15 protein-coding genes and 1 pseudogene are annotated in these 15,743 nt (G+C 62.7%); 11 read left to right on the top strand and 5 right to left on the bottom strand.

The window, feature by feature from the left end; genetic code table 11:
• Nucleotides 1-188: 188 nt before the first annotated feature.
• The 5 genes from IEX88_RS22720 to IEX88_RS22700 all read left to right on the top strand — a co-directional run bounded on the left by IEX88_RS22720 (nt 189) and on the right by IEX88_RS22700 (nt 5,452).
• Nucleotides 189-1,187: a sulfate ABC transporter substrate-binding protein gene (locus IEX88_RS22720; RefSeq protein ID WP_188854774.1), complete on the top strand. Its 999-nt coding sequence runs from the start codon at nt 189-191 to the stop codon at nt 1,185-1,187.
• 181 nt (nt 1,188-1,368) lie between these two features.
• Nucleotides 1,369-2,190, top strand: coding sequence for a sulfate ABC transporter permease subunit CysT (gene cysT, locus IEX88_RS22715; RefSeq protein ID WP_188854773.1), 822 nt, complete (start codon nt 1,369-1,371; stop codon nt 2,188-2,190).
• A gap of 4 nt (nt 2,191-2,194) precedes the next feature.
• Nucleotides 2,195-3,079, top strand: coding sequence for a sulfate ABC transporter permease subunit CysW (cysW, locus tag IEX88_RS22710; RefSeq protein WP_188854772.1), 885 nt, complete (start codon nt 2,195-2,197; stop codon nt 3,077-3,079).
• Complete coding sequence (locus IEX88_RS22705; RefSeq protein ID WP_188854771.1) at nt 3,076-4,098, top strand: sulfate/molybdate ABC transporter ATP-binding protein; 1,023 nt, start codon at nt 3,076-3,078, stop codon at nt 4,096-4,098. Before cysW ends, IEX88_RS22705 begins: the two co-directional genes overlap by 4 nt.
• A gap of 136 nt (nt 4,099-4,234) precedes the next feature.
• The gene (locus IEX88_RS22700) at nt 4,235-5,452 is read left to right on the top strand and encodes an MFS transporter (protein WP_244640445.1); all 1,218 of its coding nucleotides are present in this window, start codon (nt 4,235-4,237) and stop codon (nt 5,450-5,452) included.
• A 624-nt stretch (nt 5,453-6,076) separates the two neighbouring features.
• Here the strand turns inward: IEX88_RS22700 and IEX88_RS27095 are convergent.
• The 3 genes from IEX88_RS27095 to IEX88_RS22685 form a co-directional block, all read right to left on the bottom strand.
• Nucleotides 6,077-6,688 (bottom strand): cold-shock protein, encoded by a 612-nt coding sequence (locus IEX88_RS27095; RefSeq protein WP_188854770.1) that lies wholly within the window; start codon nt 6,686-6,688, stop codon nt 6,077-6,079.
• A gap of 32 nt (nt 6,689-6,720) precedes the next feature.
• Nucleotides 6,721-7,008 carry a hypothetical protein gene (locus IEX88_RS22690; protein WP_188854769.1) on the bottom strand — a complete coding sequence of 96 codons (288 nt, stop codon included), beginning with the start codon at nt 7,006-7,008 and terminating at the stop codon, nt 6,721-6,723.
• Nucleotides 7,009-7,115: 107 nt separating this feature from the next.
• Nucleotides 7,116-7,268, bottom strand: a complete 153-nt coding sequence (locus IEX88_RS22685; protein ID WP_188854768.1) for a hypothetical protein — start codon at nt 7,266-7,268, stop codon at nt 7,116-7,118.
• Nucleotides 7,269-7,474: 206 nt separating this feature from the next.
• Here IEX88_RS22685 and gdhA point away from each other — a divergent pair, with 206 nt between their 5' ends.
• Entirely contained in the window at nt 7,475-8,824 is a 1,350-nt protein-coding gene (gdhA, locus tag IEX88_RS22680) for an NADP-specific glutamate dehydrogenase (protein ID WP_188854767.1), read from the top strand.
• 394 nt (nt 8,825-9,218) lie between these two features.
• Here gdhA and IEX88_RS22675 read toward each other — a convergent pair whose 3' ends face one another.
• Nucleotides 9,219-10,265 (bottom strand): cytochrome-c peroxidase, encoded by a 1,047-nt coding sequence (locus tag IEX88_RS22675; RefSeq protein WP_244640450.1) that lies wholly within the window; start codon nt 10,263-10,265, stop codon nt 9,219-9,221.
• Between the two features lie 464 nt (nt 10,266-10,729).
• Here IEX88_RS22675 and IEX88_RS22670 point away from each other — a divergent pair, with 464 nt between their 5' ends.
• The 4 genes and pseudogenes from IEX88_RS22670 (at nt 10,730) to IEX88_RS22655 (ending at nt 14,757) form a co-directional block, all read left to right on the top strand.
• Complete coding sequence (locus IEX88_RS22670; RefSeq protein ID WP_373289652.1) at nt 10,730-11,272, top strand: pseudoazurin; 543 nt, start codon at nt 10,730-10,732, stop codon at nt 11,270-11,272.
• A gap of 48 nt (nt 11,273-11,320) precedes the next feature.
• The gene (gene nirK, locus IEX88_RS22665; protein WP_244640444.1) at nt 11,321-12,460 is read left to right on the top strand and encodes a copper-containing nitrite reductase; all 1,140 of its coding nucleotides are present in this window, start codon (nt 11,321-11,323) and stop codon (nt 12,458-12,460) included.
• Between the two features lie 133 nt (nt 12,461-12,593).
• Nucleotides 12,594-13,123: pseudogene (locus IEX88_RS27340) on the top strand (YcnI family copper-binding membrane protein).
• 50 nt (nt 13,124-13,173) lie between these two features.
• Complete coding sequence (locus IEX88_RS22655; RefSeq protein WP_188854765.1) at nt 13,174-14,757, top strand: copper resistance CopC/CopD family protein; 1,584 nt, start codon at nt 13,174-13,176, stop codon at nt 14,755-14,757.
• A 13-nt stretch (nt 14,758-14,770) separates the two neighbouring features.
• Here IEX88_RS22655 and IEX88_RS22650 read toward each other — a convergent pair whose 3' ends face one another.
• Nucleotides 14,771-15,100, bottom strand: a complete 330-nt coding sequence (locus tag IEX88_RS22650) for a cupin domain-containing protein (RefSeq protein WP_188854764.1) — start codon at nt 15,098-15,100, stop codon at nt 14,771-14,773.
• Nucleotides 15,101-15,256: 156 nt separating this feature from the next.
• On the opposite strand from IEX88_RS22650, the gene copM reads away from it, so the two are divergent.
• Nucleotides 15,257-15,667: a CopM family metallochaperone gene (copM, locus tag IEX88_RS22645; protein WP_188854763.1), complete on the top strand. Its 411-nt coding sequence runs from the start codon at nt 15,257-15,259 to the stop codon at nt 15,665-15,667.
• The last annotated feature ends 76 nt before the right edge of the window (nt 15,668-15,743 follow it).

Raw genomic sequence — 15,743 nt, 5'->3', positions numbered from 1 at the left:
ATCCGACACTGGTCTGCATGTGCTCTCGCCTTTCACGCCTTGTGGCGCGGAATTCCAAGTCATTGCTGATAAGGCGCCAAGTTTAGCATTGGTTTTTCAAAGAATGCAGGGAAAAGGGGCATTCATGCCTGGGTGCCGATGGTGCCTGTCGGTAGCTTGCAATACGTCACCTCTCTGAAGGAATTCCCGTGAAACGCCTCCTCCTCGTCGGCGCCGCTATCGCCATGCTCTCTTTGCCTGCAGCGGCACAGACTCCGGACAAGCTGCTGAACGCCTCCTACGACGTGGCACGTGAGCTTTTCGCCGACATCGATAGGGCGTTCGTGCTGCGGTATACAGCCGAGACCGGGCAAGCCGTCAGCATCGACCAGTCGCATGCGGGGTCGTCGAAGCAGGCACGTGCGATCATGGAGGGCCTGCAGGCGGATGTCGTGACCTTCAACCAGGTGACCGACGTTTCCGCCCTTGTCGATGGCGGGTTCGTCTCCGGCGATTGGCAGACGGAGTTTCCCAATGCTGCATCGCCCTTCTTTTCGTTTCCCGCTTTCCTCGTGCGGGAAGGCAACCCCAAGGCCATCAAGGACTGGTCGGATCTGGTGCGTGAGGACGTGAAGGTCGTTTTTCCCAACCCGAAGACCTCCGGTAATGCGCGCTATACCTATCTGGCCGCGACGGCCTATGCACGCGAAGCCTTCAAGGGCGATGAGACGAAGGTGAAGGCGTTCGTCGCCAAGCTCTTCGACAATGTGCCCGTCTTCGACACCGGCGGCCGGGCCGCCACGACCACTTTCGTCGAGCGCCAGATCGGCGACGTCCTCGTCACTTTCGAATCGGAGACGAAGGGCATCGCCAAGGAGTTCGGCGAGGACAAGTTCAACATTGTCATTCCGTCGATGAGTCTTCTGGCTGAATTTCCGGTGGCGATCATCGACAAGGTGGTCGATGAGCGCGGATCGCGCAGCGTCGCAAAGGCCTATCTCGACTTCCTCTACACACCGGAGGGGCAGAAGATCAGTGCCGACCATGGTAACCGGGTAATAGACGAGAGCGTCGCTGCCGAATTCGCGGATCAGTTCCCGAAGGTGCGGCTGGTGACGGTAGAGGACATCTTCGGCGGCTGGAAGAAGGCCAGTGCGGACCATTTTGCCGCCGGTGCTATGGTCGACCAGATCTACGGCAACCGCTGACCCTGCCGGCTCCGGCTTGCCACGGATAACGCCCCGTCAGGACGCGTCGACAAGCGGCGCGAACTGTCTTCCCCACGGCCGCTGATGCGCCGCTGGCAAACCTGTTCCGCGGTGTCTCGCTTTCTGTCGCCCAGTATCCTAGACCCGGTACCTGACTTTCCCACCACGCGAGGATCCTGCATTGCGACGACGTGTGCTGCCAGGCCTTCCGCTGTCGCTCGGGCTGACCCTGTCTTACGTAGGCCTGATCATACTCCTCCCGATCTGCGCGCTGGTCTACAAGGCGGCTAGTCTCGGCCCGGTCGCCTACTGGGAGATCGTGTCGTCGCCCCGCGCCATCGCCAGCTACCGGGTCACCGGGCTGTCGGCACTGGGCGCCACCCTGTTCAACCTGTTCTTCGGCTTCGCGCTCGCCTGGGTGCTGGTGCGCTACCGGTTTCCGGGTCGGCGGCTGGTCGATGCGATCGTCGACCTGCCCTTTGCCCTTCCCACCGCCGTTGCCGGAATAGCGCTGACCTCGCTGTTCGCGGCGAATGGCTGGTTCGGCAGCGCGCTGGCGGGTATCGGCATCCAGGTGGCCTACACGCCGCTTGGAATCATGGTCGCCATGGCCTTCACCAGCTTGCCCTTCATCGTGCGAACCGTCCAGCCGGTGCTGGAGGACCTGGACCCCGCGTTGGAGGAAGGGGCGCAGTCGCTCGGGGCCAGCGATCTCTCGATCTTCTTCAGGGTGATCTTGCCATTGCTCGGGCCGGCGCTCCTGGCCGGCGTGTCGCTGTCCTTCGCCCGCAGCCTGGGCGAATTCGGGGCGATCATCTTCATCGCCGGCAATCTGCCCAACCAGACCGAGATCACCGCGCTCCTCACCTATATTCGGCTGGAGGAATACGACTACCAGGCGGCGGCGGCCATCGCCTCGGTCCTGTTGATCACTGCCTTCGTCATGCTGGCAGTCACCAACATTCTGCAGGCCTATGGCCTGCGCTATACGCAGAAGGGCTGACGGCATGGTGATCTCCCGCCCAATGCGCCCACCGAGGGTCGGCGACCACCCGGTCTTTCGCTGCATCCTGATCGCGATCGTCCTGTTACTCGGTGCCGTTCTGGTCATCGCGCCGCTGGCGGTGATCGGCGTCCGCGCCTTCTCGATGGGCTTCGACGCCTTCGCCCGCACCCTGGCGCACCCCGACACCGTTCATGCGATCGGGCTGACCGTCCTTGCAGCGCTGATCGCCGTGCCAGTCAACACCGCCTTCGGCATCGCCGCCGCCTGGTCGATCACAAAGTTCGAATTCCCCGGACGGCGCCTGCTGCTGGTAATCATCGAGATCCCCTTCTCGATCTCGCCCGTCGTCGCGGGTGTTGCCTATCTCTTCGTCTACGGGCTTCAGGGCCTGTTCGGCCAGGCGCTGCAGTCTGCCAACATCCCGGTCCTTTTCGCCCTGCCGGGCATCGTGCTCGCCTCGATGTTCGTCACCGCGCCCTTTGTTGCCCGCGAACTCATCCCGCTGATGCAGGCTCAGGGACGGGATCTCGAAGAGGCCGCGACATCGCTCGGCGCATCCGGCTGGCGCACGTTCCTGTCGGTGACGCTGCCCAACGTCAAATGGGCGCTGCTCTATGGGGTAATCCTGTGCAATGCCCGCGTCATGGGCGAGTTCGGCGCGGTGTCGATCGTCTCCGGCAATGTTCGCGGCCAGACTAATACGCTGCCGCTGCATATCGAGTTGCTGTACAACGACTACAACACGACGGGCGCCTTCGCGGCCGCCTCGGTTCTCGCCGTGCTGGCCGTCGTCACGCTTGTCGCTAAGGTGGCGCTCGAGCAGAAGGGAGCGGGGCGGATTCCCTCACCCGCACCCACCGTCCCCCCCTTGGAGGCTCCGCAATGAAGATACGCCTCGAAAACGTGGTCAAGACCTTCCAGACGTTTCGCGCCGTGCGCGACGTCTCGCTGGAGATCGAGAGCGGCGAGTTGCTGGCGCTGCTGGGGCCATCCGGCTCGGGCAAGACGACGATCCTGCGCATGGTCGCCGGACTGGAAATCCCCGATGCCGGCCGCATTCTCTTCGGGGACACCGACGCCACGGATATTTCCGTACGCGACCGCGGCGTTGGCTTCGTCTTCCAGCATTATGCCCTGTTTCCGCACATGACCGTCGGCAGGAACATCGCCTTCGGCATGCAGGTCTCGAAAGTTAAACGGCCCCGTGCCGCCATTGCTACGCGGGTCGACGACTTGCTGCGGCTGGTCCGCCTCGAGGGGCTTGGCGATCGCTTTCCGGCACAGATCTCTGGTGGGCAACGGCAGCGTGTCGCCCTGGCCCGCGCCCTGGCAGTCGATCCGAAGGTGCTGCTTCTCGACGAGCCGTTCGGCGCGCTGGACGCCAATGTCCGACGCGATCTCCGACGCTGGCTGCGCGAGATTCATGACGAACTCGGCATCACCACGCTGTTCGTTACCCACGACCAGGAAGAGGCACTCGACCTTGCCGACCGGGTTGTCATCCTCAACGGCGGCAAGGTCGTGCAGGAGGGGACGCCCGAGGAAGTCTGCCGTCACCCCGTTTCGGGCTTTGTCATGAATTTCCTCGGCGACACGATGCGCTTCGACGCAACGGTCTGGAATGGCCATGCAAGGGTCGGTTCGGTCGATATCGCCGCGCCGGGGATGCCGGATGGACCGGCCGTCATGTATCTGCGGGCCCGATCACTGGAATGGGCCCCGGCCGAGGGCGGCATACCGGCGCAGATCCTTCGTGTCCTCGACCGGCCCGACGGGCGGCGCGTTCTGGCGGCCACGGGCCTCGGCGCGCCCGTCGAGTTCGATGTGGCTCCGCAAGTTGCGATCAGGCCGCTGGATCATGGTACCCTCGCCATTCGCGATCCCACATTCTTTCCGGCTGCCTGAAGCGCAGCAAGTGCTGTGGCCTGAGGTGTCACGTCGCATCCACGCCTTAGGAAGTCGCGGCAATCTTTGCCGGCCTATTAAAACGAGCATCCGCATGATCGCCCCCGTGTCCGTCCCGCTGAAACCCCGGACCTACATGGCGGTCCTCGTCGTCCTCGGTATTTCCCATCTCCTGAACGACCTGATCCAGTCGCTGATTCCGGCGATCTACCCGATCATCCGGGAAAGTTACCGGCTGGACTTCCAGCAGATCGGCCTGATCACACTCACTTTCCAGATCGCAGGCTCGCTCCTCCAGCCGCTGGTGGGATTCTACACCGATCGCCGTCCCGCTCCCTATTCGCCCGTCATGGGCATGGTGTTCACCCTGTCCGGCCTCGCCGGTCTCGCCTATGCTTCGAGCTATGAGCTCATCCTGTGCGCCGTGGCCCTGATAGGGGTTGGGTCCTCGATCTTCCATCCGGAGGCGACGCGGATGGCCCGCTATGCTGCGGGAGGCCGGCAGGGGCTGGCGCAGGGGATCTTCCAGGTCGGCGGCCAGGCAGGCGGTGCCCTCGGCCCGGTCTCCGCAGCGTTCGTCATCGTGCCGATGGGGCAGCCGAGCCTGGCGTGGTTCACGGCCGCCGCGATGGCGGCCATGCTGCTTCTAACTTGGATCGGCGGACAACAGGGCACCATCAGCCGCCATTTTATGGAGCTGCGGACGTCCGCGTCCGCGCAAGCCTCCGACCTGCCCCGCCACGGAACTGCAACGATCGCAATAGGGCTGGGCGTCCTGACACTTCTCATGTTTTCAAAGAACGCCTATGGCGAGAGCTTTCGCTCCTTCTACACCTTCTACCTCATCGAACGGTTTGGCCTCTCCATCCCAAGCGCGCAGATGATGCTGTTCATCTTCCTCCTGGCATCGGCGGCTGGCGCCCTCATCGGAGGGATCGTCGGAGACCGGATCGGCCGCTACCGGGTCATCTGGATCTCGGTAATCGGGCCGCTGCCGTTGACGCTCCTCCTGCCCTATGCCGATCTGCTGTGGACCGGTATTCTAACCGTCTCGATCAATCTCATCATGGCGAGCGCCTTTGCCTCGATTCTCATCTATGCCATGGAATTGCTGCCAAACCGAATCGGGCTCGTTGGCGGGCTATTCTACGGGCTGAATTTCGGCCTGGGCGGCATCGCGGCTGCGATCCTTGGCGGCATGGCCGACAGCTACGGCATCGAGGCCGTCTACGGCTTCTGCTCATTTCTTCCCATTGCGGGATTGCTGACCTGGTTCCTGCCGAGACTAGACGAAGAACGCCACCGAATCGCGATGAGGGGCAAGCCTGAGCTTCCGCTGCGGGGGGTAGCCTGATCAGCAGGACGCGAGCCCGGTGTCTGCTGCTAGACGGCGTGCCTTTCTTGCACGGATTGCCAGACGTCACCTAAAACTTCGATGCGCCCGAATAGGCGCTGACCGAACCAATGCTGCCGCGGGCCAGGCGAGGAGGGAGACGGCGGACGGCATGTCTTAGGCCGTGGTGAATGCACTATTCTTTATATCGCATCGAGTGGTTGCCAGTGGTGAATGCTACCCTCGGATTTTGCGCGGCGTCCACAGCCCTGGGCACACGGAAGGCTTCGCGGTCGCACCCTTCCTTCAGGCGGGACATGTCGTGAGGAGAAATATACCTTATCGAGGCATCTACATCGTCCTCCGAAACTGCCGTCGATAAAGGAAAGCGTCCCTTGCCGTTGAGCCCCTCGAGAGTCCAGTGCTCCGCTGCGGGAGCAGGTCCGCCCTGATTCATGCTGTCGCGATCGAGCACTCGAGGCAGTCATCGTCGCAGGCGGGCATTGGCGTTCTCGACACCCGCTTTGTAAGAAGCCATAAGCATCGCAGAATCAGGGCGTGATGCCGAACATGTCGGTGATGCGGCTCCGACGCGGGACCGAGCCAGGCGCACCGCATTGGGATTCAGGACCTTCTTTCATGCCCTCAAAGGATGGGTAAGATCGAGCGCGCCTCAGGGCCTTTTTGGCCTTGCACATAGATGATTAACACCCTCTGGCCTTCCGTCAGCGTGGCGACGCGTGAACGGGTCAGAATGCTGACATGGACGAACACGTCCTTCTCACCACTATCAAGGCCGATGAAGCCAAAGCCCTTCTCCGAGTTGTACCACTTCACCGAGCCGAGGCCTTCCTTCTCTGCGCCGTCAGGGGCTGAATTCCGTGCCGGGGGGCGGGCGGGAGACTTCGTGACAGATCCAGGAGCGGCCTCGGCGCCGATTTCCAGCACCTCTGCCACCTGCTTGCCTTTCTGGCCCTGCTCGATCCTGACCTTCAGCCGTGCGCCTTCAGCAATGCTGCTTCTGCCCGCTGCTTCCAGCGCTCGGATGTGAAGGAAAGCTTCGGATCCGTCTGTGGCCTTCACGAAGCCAAAGCCCTTATCGCCATTGAACCACAGGACCTCGGCTTCAACTGGCGGCGACGACGATGCAAGTGCTCGCTGGAAGTAGCTAGGTTCTTCGGAGCGACCTGTAGATGCTGCGTTGTCGTCGTCAAAGTCGCGGCGGCGGGAACCGCGTCGGTCAACGTATTTGTTCATGTGTCTCGGCCTGGAAGAGGATCGCTTTCATCCTAGCTGGAGAAAAGCGTTCCCTCAACGCCCAGGAGGCGCGGTTTTTTGGGTGCTGTGCCACAGGAATGGCTGGAGTGGCCCCCATTTTGCCGGACAGGCGGCGGCTGGATTTTAGCACCGAGCCTGATGAATTCGCCTGGCGAGCGAAACTTCAATTCTGGTTGCGAGTGAACCTCGCGATAGTCCTCGATCCAGTCGGCGAGCAAGGTGGAAATGTTTGCGGCGCCGGGCAGGACGGTGATGCTGGTGTAATCCCGTTTCAGCGCTTTGACGCAGGCCTCCGACATGCCGTTCGACTCCGAGCTGCTGACGGGCGTGAAGAGCAGCGTCAGGCCGAGGTCCAGCTGGTGTCGGCCGTGTCCTTGGCAATGTAGGCGCTGCCATTGTCCGACAGCTATTCGGCGGCATGCGGCACCTTGATCTTACCGAAGCGGCGCTCGACGGCGGTGACTATGAGGTCGCGCACCATCTCGCGGGAGATGCCAGCCTGCGCCACTGCTACGCCAACCCAAGCTGCTGCGCCGGCCACCTCAAACGTGGCCGCCAAGGCCATAATTCATTAGATTTGAACCGGACCACCTAACGGGGGCAGGCCAGCAGGGAGCCTTGAAGTACGTTCCGAGCTCATCGCTTCACTTCCGTGCGGATGGTCGGCGGGACTGCTCGTATGCTACCTGTCGGATCTAGCCACAATGCCGAAGATCCAGCGCTCGATCGCCAGTCATCCATCCATGTTATGCGAGTGCCGCTAAATTGACCCAGGTCGACGAAAAACTCGAACCCATTCTCGCTGAAGTGCTCCACCGTAACGCGGGGGAGGCCGAATTCCACCAAGCCGTTCGGGAGGTGTTCGAGAGCCTCGGCCGCGTCGTCGCCAAGCACCCCGCCTATACCGACCAGGCGTTGATCGAGCGAATCTGCGAGCCGGAGCGACAGATCATCTTCCGCGTCCCCTGGGTGGATGACAGTGGACAGGTGCAGATAAACAGGGGCTTCCGGGTTCAGTTCAACTCTGCTCTCGGTCCCTACAAAGGCGGGATCCGGTTCCATCCCTCGGTCAACCTGGGGATCATCAAGTTCTTGGGATTCGAGCAGACCTTTAAAAACGCTTTGACCGGGCTGCCGATCGGCGGTGGCAAGGGTGGCGCGGACTTCAATCCGCGTGGTCGGTCCGATGGGGAGGTCATGCGCTTCTGCCAGTCCTTCATGACCGAACTCCATCGCCACATCGGCGAGTACATCGATGTTCCGGCTGGCGACATCGGAGTCGGAGGTCGCGAAATCGGATATATGTTTGGCCAGTACAAGCGACTGACAAACCGCTACGAGGCGGGCGTTCTGACCGGCAAGGGTCTCGTCTATGGCGGCTCCCGCGCACGCAAGGAAGCAACTGGGTACGGAACCGTTTATTTCGTGGAGCGGATGCTTGCCACGAGGGGGGCCGATCTGGAAGGCAAGCGTGTGGTCGTTTCCGGTTCTGGAAATGTCGCCCTTTATGCAATGGAGAAAATTATCGCCTACGGCGGCATCGTCGTCGCCTGCTCGGACTCGAGCGGCTACATCGTCGATGAGAACGGCGTTGATCTCGAACTCGTCAAGATGATCAAGGAAGTACGTCGCGAGCGGATCTCCGAGTATTCCCGTCTCAAGGGGACCGGCGCCCACTACATCGAGAACGGTTCGATCTGGGACGTTCCGTGCGAAGTCGCGATCCCGTCGGCAACGCAGAACGAACTCGACGGCAAGGATGCGCGGACTCTCGTCAAGAACGGCGTGATGGCGGTGAGCGAAGGCGCCAACATGCCGTGTACGCCCGAGGCTGTGCAGGTATTCCAGGCTGCGAACGTGCTGTTCGCCCCGGGCAAGGCCGCGAATGCCGGCGGCGTTGCCACTTCGGCTCTGGAGATGCAGCAGAACGCGTCCCGTGACAGCTGGTCGTTCGAGCGCACCGAGGAACGGCTTGCCGACATCATGCGCGACATCCACGACACATGTGCTCGGACGGCGGACGAATACGGTGCGCCCGGGAACTATGTCCTTGGCGCGAACATCGCCGGATTCGTGCGGGTCGCAGAGGCCATGAGGGCGTTGGGGGTGATTTAAAGTCCAGGTGCCAGTGATGAGTCGCACTGACGGGCCGATGCCCATGGTCTATCGGCTATGCCTCCTGTCCAGTCAAAACGGCTGCGCCCAGCAGTCGATGTGCGCGAAGTGGAGGATGTGGACCGGTTGATCGAAGGCTCGGAAAAACGGCTTGGCGATGAGTGGTCACCGCCAAGCTCGAATGCTTATTCTACCATGCGTGATCGACGTCGCGGGATCCCGAGACGGTCGCAGCGCTCCATCCACGATCGCATCGGAGGTCGTGTCCGATCATTCACCGTTTTATTGATCTCGCAGTGAACGGCGGCCAGGGGTAAGCGATCTCCGAGATTGCAAATGCCGCTTGCGCGAATGGCGGAGGAGGCGGCCTGACGCCCCCTCCGCCATCTTGCTGTCAGCGGACGCCGCTCTGGGTCTCGACGGCGTCGCCCTTGCTCAGGGAGTTCTTCACCAGTGGCTCGGGACGAGGGGTGGTCGAGGTGCTCGGCGGCAGGATCGGCAGTTCGACGCGGGGAGGCTCGCCCGTCAGGGTGCCGAGGAATGCCGCGATCGCGCTCGTCTCGTCCGGCGTCAGTTCCTGGCCGAGCTGGGCGACGCCCATGACGGCCACGGCCTGCTCGAGGCTCCACACCTTGCCGCTGTGGAAGTATGGGGCCGTCAACGCGACGTTTCGCAGCGGGACTGCTCGGAACACGTACTCGTCGCTGGCCGTCTTCGTGACAGCGAAGCGGCCCTTATCCTCGAGCGGAAGGATGTCGCTGCCTGGGCGCTCGACGACGCCGAACGGGTAGTATTCCTGGCCGCCGAGGTTGACGCCGCTGTGGCAAGCCGAGCACCCGGTATCCATGAAGAGCTTCAGGCCGTGCTTCTCCTTGTCGTCGAGCACCGCGAGATTGCCCTCGAGGAACTGGTCGAACCGGGCGCCGGGCGTGATGAGGGTGGCCTCGAACGCCTCGATGGCCTTCGCGACATTGTCGAACGTCACCGGGTCGGCTTCACCGGGGAAGGCGGTCCGGAAGTGCTCCTGGTAGGTCGGGATGCTGTTCAGGACGTTGACCACGTGGTCCGGTGTCGCGGCCATTTCGACCGCTGCCTGAATAGGGCCCTTCGCCTGCGAACGGAGGTCGTCGGCTCGTCCGTCCCAGAACTGGGCGACGTTGAAGATCGAGTTGAACACGGTGGGAGAGTTGCGTGGTCCCTTCTGCCATCCGTGACCGATCGAGGTCTCCAGGTTGTCCGTGCCGCCGCCCGCGAGGTTGTGGCAGGAGTTGCAGTTCAGGATGCCGCTTGCCGACAGGCGGGTGTCGAACCAGAGCATCTGGCCGAGCTCCGTCTTCTCGCGGGTGACGGCGTTGTCCTTCACCTTGGGAACGGCGGAGGGAATGGCATCGAAGATTTCGTCGGCGGCAGCACGTAGCTGCTCGATCTCCTCTGGGGACATCGCGGGAGCAGACGTCACGACCGCATCGGTTGCCGCGGACTGTGCGAAAGCTGCTGGCATGAGATTCGGCAGGAACACCGCGGAGAGCAGGGTCAACGACACCCCGCTAGCCAAAAATCCGAACAGATGGCGTCTCATGAACTTCCTCCTGGTTGGCCAAGTCGCGGTCGTATCCAATGCCGCTGCGGGCTCCCACGCAGGTACAATGGCCTGATCGCGACCCGATAGGAACCCTGTATCAGCGGGATCATCTAGGAAGGGCCACCGTATAAGTCCCTAGTTCCAAAAGGCGATTCTCATCCGGCTTCAGGCGATGGGTCCACGGGGCTTCAGCCCAGCTCGATGTCCCTGTTCTCGAGGCTGGTGGTTGCTGCCTGGCAGGACAACTGCCCTGGCGGAATGGCCTGCACGCCAGGGGGGGCATCCGGCTTGATCCACTGCAACATCCTGAAGGAATACGAACATTGATCCAGCGCAACCCGCCTCTGGCTGATTGCGCCTATGTTCTTCCCAGGCCCGGTCGCAGACGCGAAGGTTTGCGTATTTCCCGGGACGGAAAAGGAAGACAAACGATGAAATCTCTTATCCTCATGGGCGCTGCCGCGGCTCTGGCTTTCGCCGGCCCGTCCTTCGCCGCCGACCACCAGGTCAAGATGCAGAACAAGGGCGAGAAGGGCGCAATGGTCTTCGAGCCCGATTTCATCCAGGCAGTGACCGGCGACACCGTGACGTTCGTCATCGTCGACAAGGGGCACAATGCCGAAACCATTAAGGGCATGGTTCCAGAAGGTGCCGAGCCGTTCAAGGGCAAGATCAACGAAGAGATCAAGATCACGCTCGAGCAGGAGGGCGTCTGGGGAGTCAAGTGCACTCCGCACTACGGCATGGGCATGGTCGCTCTGATCAAGGTCGGCGAAGCGGCGGCATCCGAAGAAGCCCAGGCCGTGAAACATCCCGGCAAGGCCAAGACGAAGATGGCCGAACTGCTGGCCCAGACGGCCCAGTGAAAAGCCGGGCCTGAGCCCACCATACCGATCAGCATGCGAGAAGACACCATGGACAAGATCTTACAAGACGTCGACGACGTGCATCGCGTCAACCTTTCGCGGCGCAACCTCCTGAGGGGATCGGCCGGCCTCGCCGTGGCGGGTGCGGTCCTGGCCGCAGGCGTGTCTCCGGTCGCCGCACAGCACGTCCATGGAGCGCACGGCGCCGGCACGACGCCTTCGCCCGGCGGAAGCCTCAGCAACCGCATCTATCAGGTCGTGGAAGGGCTGACCGACATCGGCAAGAACCCGATCGACATCCCGCCGCCGATCACCCGCAAGCAGCCTGAAACGGTCAAGGTCGAACTGGAGACGGTCGAGCTGGAAGCACGGCTCGATGGCCGCACCACCTTCCGGTACTGGACCTTCAACGGCACGGTGCCAGGGCCCTTCGTTCGAGTGCGCGTCGGCGACACCGTCGAGGTGACGCTGAAGAACGCCGAAGACAGCTCGATGATGCACAACGTCGATTTCCATGCCGTGACCGGACCCGGCGGCGGCGCGGAAGCCACCTCGGCAGCTCCCGGCGAAACCAAGGGCTTCACCTTCAAGGCGTTGAAGCCGGGCATTTACGTCTACCATTGCGCCGTGCCCCCGGTGGCCATGCACATCGCCAACGGCATGTACGGGCTGATCCTGGTGGAACCGGAAGAAGGCCTGCCGCCCGTCGACCGCGAGTTCTACGTCATGCAGGGCGAGATTTATACGGAGGAAGCCTTCGGTTCTTCCGGCCTGCTGACGGAGAGCTACGAGAAGCTCCTCAACGAGCGCCCGGAATATTTCGTTCTCAACGGCCACGTCGGCGCGCTGACGGAGCACTTCCCCCTCAAGGCGAAGGTCGGCGAGACGGTCCGCATCTATTTCGGCGTAGGCGGTCCGAACTTCACCTCGTCCTTCCACGTCATCGGCGAGATATTCGACAAGGTCTACCAGCTCGGTTCGGTGACCTCGCCGCCGCTCACCGACGTGCAGACCGTTCTGGTTCCTGCCGGCGGTGCCACCATCGTGGAACTCAAGGTCGAGGTTCCCGGACGCTACGTCCTGGTCGATCACGCCCTGTCGCGGGTCGAGCGCGGGCTTGCCGGCTTCCTGATCGTTGAAGGCGACGAGAACCACGAGACATTCAATCCTGGCGAACACAAGGAATAGAGGGCTCCGGCCTCAGGAACCCGGCAAGGACAAGACGGCCGGACAGGTTCCGGCCGTTCTCCCTCGACACGCCCGGGGACTGGCTGTCCCCCTTGGGAGTTTCCCGAAGCCAAGAGCGAAAAGGATTTCCATCATGAGAATGCTGAAGTTGCTGGCTGCGGCAGCTATGACGGCGGCGTTGACGGGACAGGCGCTGGCGCATGTTTCCATAGAGCCGACGGAAGCGCCGTCCGAAAGCACCTACAAGGGCGTGCTCAAGGTCGGCCACGGCTGCGAGGGCGCCGCAACCACTTCCATCCGGGTTCAGATACCCGAGGGCGTATCGCGGTGAAGCCCATGCCCAAGGCAGGGTGGGAACTCACCACCAAGGTCGAACCCTACAGCGAGCCCGTGAAATATTACGACCAGACCCTGAAGGAGGGCGTCAGGGAGATCGCCTGGACCGGAGGCAAGCTTCCCGACGACTGGTACGACGAGTTCGTGTTCAGGGCGCGGCTGCCCAAGGCCGAATCGGGCACGGTGATCCGGTTTCCGATAGTGCAGGAATGTGAAGGCGCCACGGTACGCTGGATCGAGGTGCCGACTGAGGGGCAGGATTCCCATGACCTCGAGGAGCCGGCGCCCGAGGTCACGATCACCCCTGCAGCGTCGCACCACCATTGACAGCCTGCCGCGTCCAGGTGCGCTCGCTCGCAAGGGCGATAGTACTTGCGATGGCAGCCCTGACCCTGATGGCGTTGCTGACGCCGCCCGCTTGGGCGCATGCCGTTCTCGTCTCGTCTCAGCCTAGGGACGGCAGCCACGCTCAGAACCAACCTTCCGAGGTGGTTCTGCGGTTCAGCGAGCCAGTCGCTCCCGTCAAGCTTCGCTTGGCAGGATCGGTTGGGCCGCTGCCGGAGCTGCGAGGCAGCGCGACCGACAGCAACGTGATCCGGGTGCCGCTACCGGCTGATCTTGCTCGAGGAAGCTATGTCCTCAGCTACAGCGTGACCTCGCTCGATGGTCACCCCGTCACGGGCGCCATCTCCTTCGGGGTAGGGGCGAGCGCGGCGACTGTTTCGGTGCAGGAAGCGGCAAAGGTTTTCGACCTCGTTCCAGCCTTCGTCCGTGCGCTACACTACGGCTTCCTGCTGGCCGCGACCGGAGGCGGCCTGTTCGTCCTGCTAGTGCGCAAGGGCGAACATGTCCCGCTTCCACTCCTGCGTGGCTTGCTCGCCTTCGCGGCCACCGCCGCGGCAACGCTTGTGCTGCTGGTCGGGCTCAACGGCCTGCAGCTGACAGGACGCCCGCTTGCTGGACTGCTGACAAGTGAAGCGTGGGCCGCAGGGGCGAGGACGACCCTGCTGAGGAGCTCCATCGCGGGAGTGGCAGGCCTGCTGTTGCTCGCGGTCGGGCTTTCGCAGCGGCTGTCCAGGCTCGACCGTCTCCTGGTCGGCGGCGGGAGCCTCCTGGCGCTCGCGTCGCTTCCACTGACAGGCCATGCGGCCATTGCCCCGCCTGCCTGGGCCGCCGCTCCTGCCGTCTACGTCCACGGTGTGGCTGCGGCCTTCTGGTTGGGATCCTTGTGGCCGTTGTGGATCATGCTTCCTCGGATGTCTTCCGAGGACGGCGTGCGGATGGTCGCCCGGTTCTCGAGCCTGGCGATCGGCCTTGTCGTTGTTCTGGTCCTGGCCGGATTCCTCCTGAGCTTCCTCCAGATCGGCGGGCCGGACGCCGTTTCGACCAGTGCGTACGGATGGACGTGGGCGGCGAAGATCTGCCTGGTTCTCCCCTTGCTCGGGCTGGCTGCGCTCAACAGGCTGGTGCTTCTGCCGAACCTTGCAAGAAGGGGGCCGCTCTTCCTGCGGCGCAGTCTCGTCGCGGAGATCGTCGTGATAGCCGCAATCGTCATGGCCACCTCGATGCTCGGCCAGACGCCGCCGCCGCGAGCCTTTGCCGTTCAGAAACAGACACAAGAGGCTCTTGCCGCCAGCCCAGTCCATTCCACGGCCACGTCTGGTCAGCGACGTCTAGACATGACGATGCATCCCGGCGCGCCCGGCAAACACCACGTGATGGTTGCCATGTCCGACGCGAACGGGAATACGGTTCCAGCGCGGGAGTTCACGACGATCTGGTCGCTCCCCTCGTCGGGGATCGAAGGCCTGAAACGGCCTCTGGAGGTCGTCACTGGCCGCGGTGCTTCAGGTATGGTCGACCTTCCGCTTTGCGGCACCTGGAACGTTCAGGTCGAGGCGCTGGTGAGCGACTTTGAGAAGGCCGTCTTCCAGATGGAGGTGCAGATTGCCGTTCGGTGACGGCCATGCCGAGCTACCGGGCCAGAATGATCGTGAGGAGCAAGGAGGAGGGCTGAAGGCCTCTTACCGCATGGACCTGACCACCCTCGAGGTAGATCCACTGGCCGGCAGAAAGTTCCTGGCTGCCGGCGCCAAGCTCGATCTCCACGCATCCTTCGAGACAATGCAACGTGAGTTCACCGGGTACCTGATGGGCAGGGAGAACCGTCCCTTCCGGCACTACGAGGCGGATGGCCTCGAAGGACGTGGATTTCACGATCGCCCTGGTTTTCGCCCCGTGGATAGCCTCGCCCAGAGGCGAGATATCGACCACTTCTCCGGCCTCTGCATGCTTGAGTGCCATGTCTGCTCCCGCAACAGGTCGCAAGCCGACCCTTCTGCCCCGTTTATCTGGGCCAGATCGATCTTCTCGACAGCCCGGCCATGACGATTCTGTTTACCTTCCAGCAGCAGGAAGCACTAGCCTCGGACCCCATGAAACATGAAATGGACTGGAACAATGAAAAAGATCGCTCTTTCAGTCGCCGCATTCGCCCTACTTTCCTTCGGCGGCGTCGCGGCGGCACAGGATCACTCAGACCATGACACGAAATCCGGTCATGGTGAGCATTGGAGTCATCAGGGAAATGCCGTCGCACCGGCCATAGGCGATCAGGCGCCTTCCACGAAGGCATTTGAGCATGCCAACTCCGCCATGCACAAGGGGATGGCGATCGAGTTCTCGGGCAACCCGGACTTGGACTTTGTCCGCGGCATGATCGCGCATCACCAGGGCGCCGTGGATATGGCCCGGGTTCAGCTGCAGTACGGGACGGATCCCGAGATGCGAGAACTCGCCGAGGAGATCATTGCGAACCAGGAGCCCGAGATCGCGGCGATGAAGGCCTGGCTCGAGAAGCACGCACATTAGTTCCAGGGATGGCACGGACTGCCGGTGGCAGCCCGTTTCAGGGCGGTATTGAACGCGGCGAGCTCCCGTTCTGTTC

Source organism: Aureimonas glaciei, from assembly GCF_014643375.1.
GTDB classification, from domain to species: domain Bacteria; phylum Pseudomonadota; class Alphaproteobacteria; order Rhizobiales; family Rhizobiaceae; genus Plantimonas; species Plantimonas glaciei.
The sequence above is the reverse complement of the archived record's forward strand: the minus strand, read 5'-3'. Positions and strand labels throughout refer to the sequence as shown.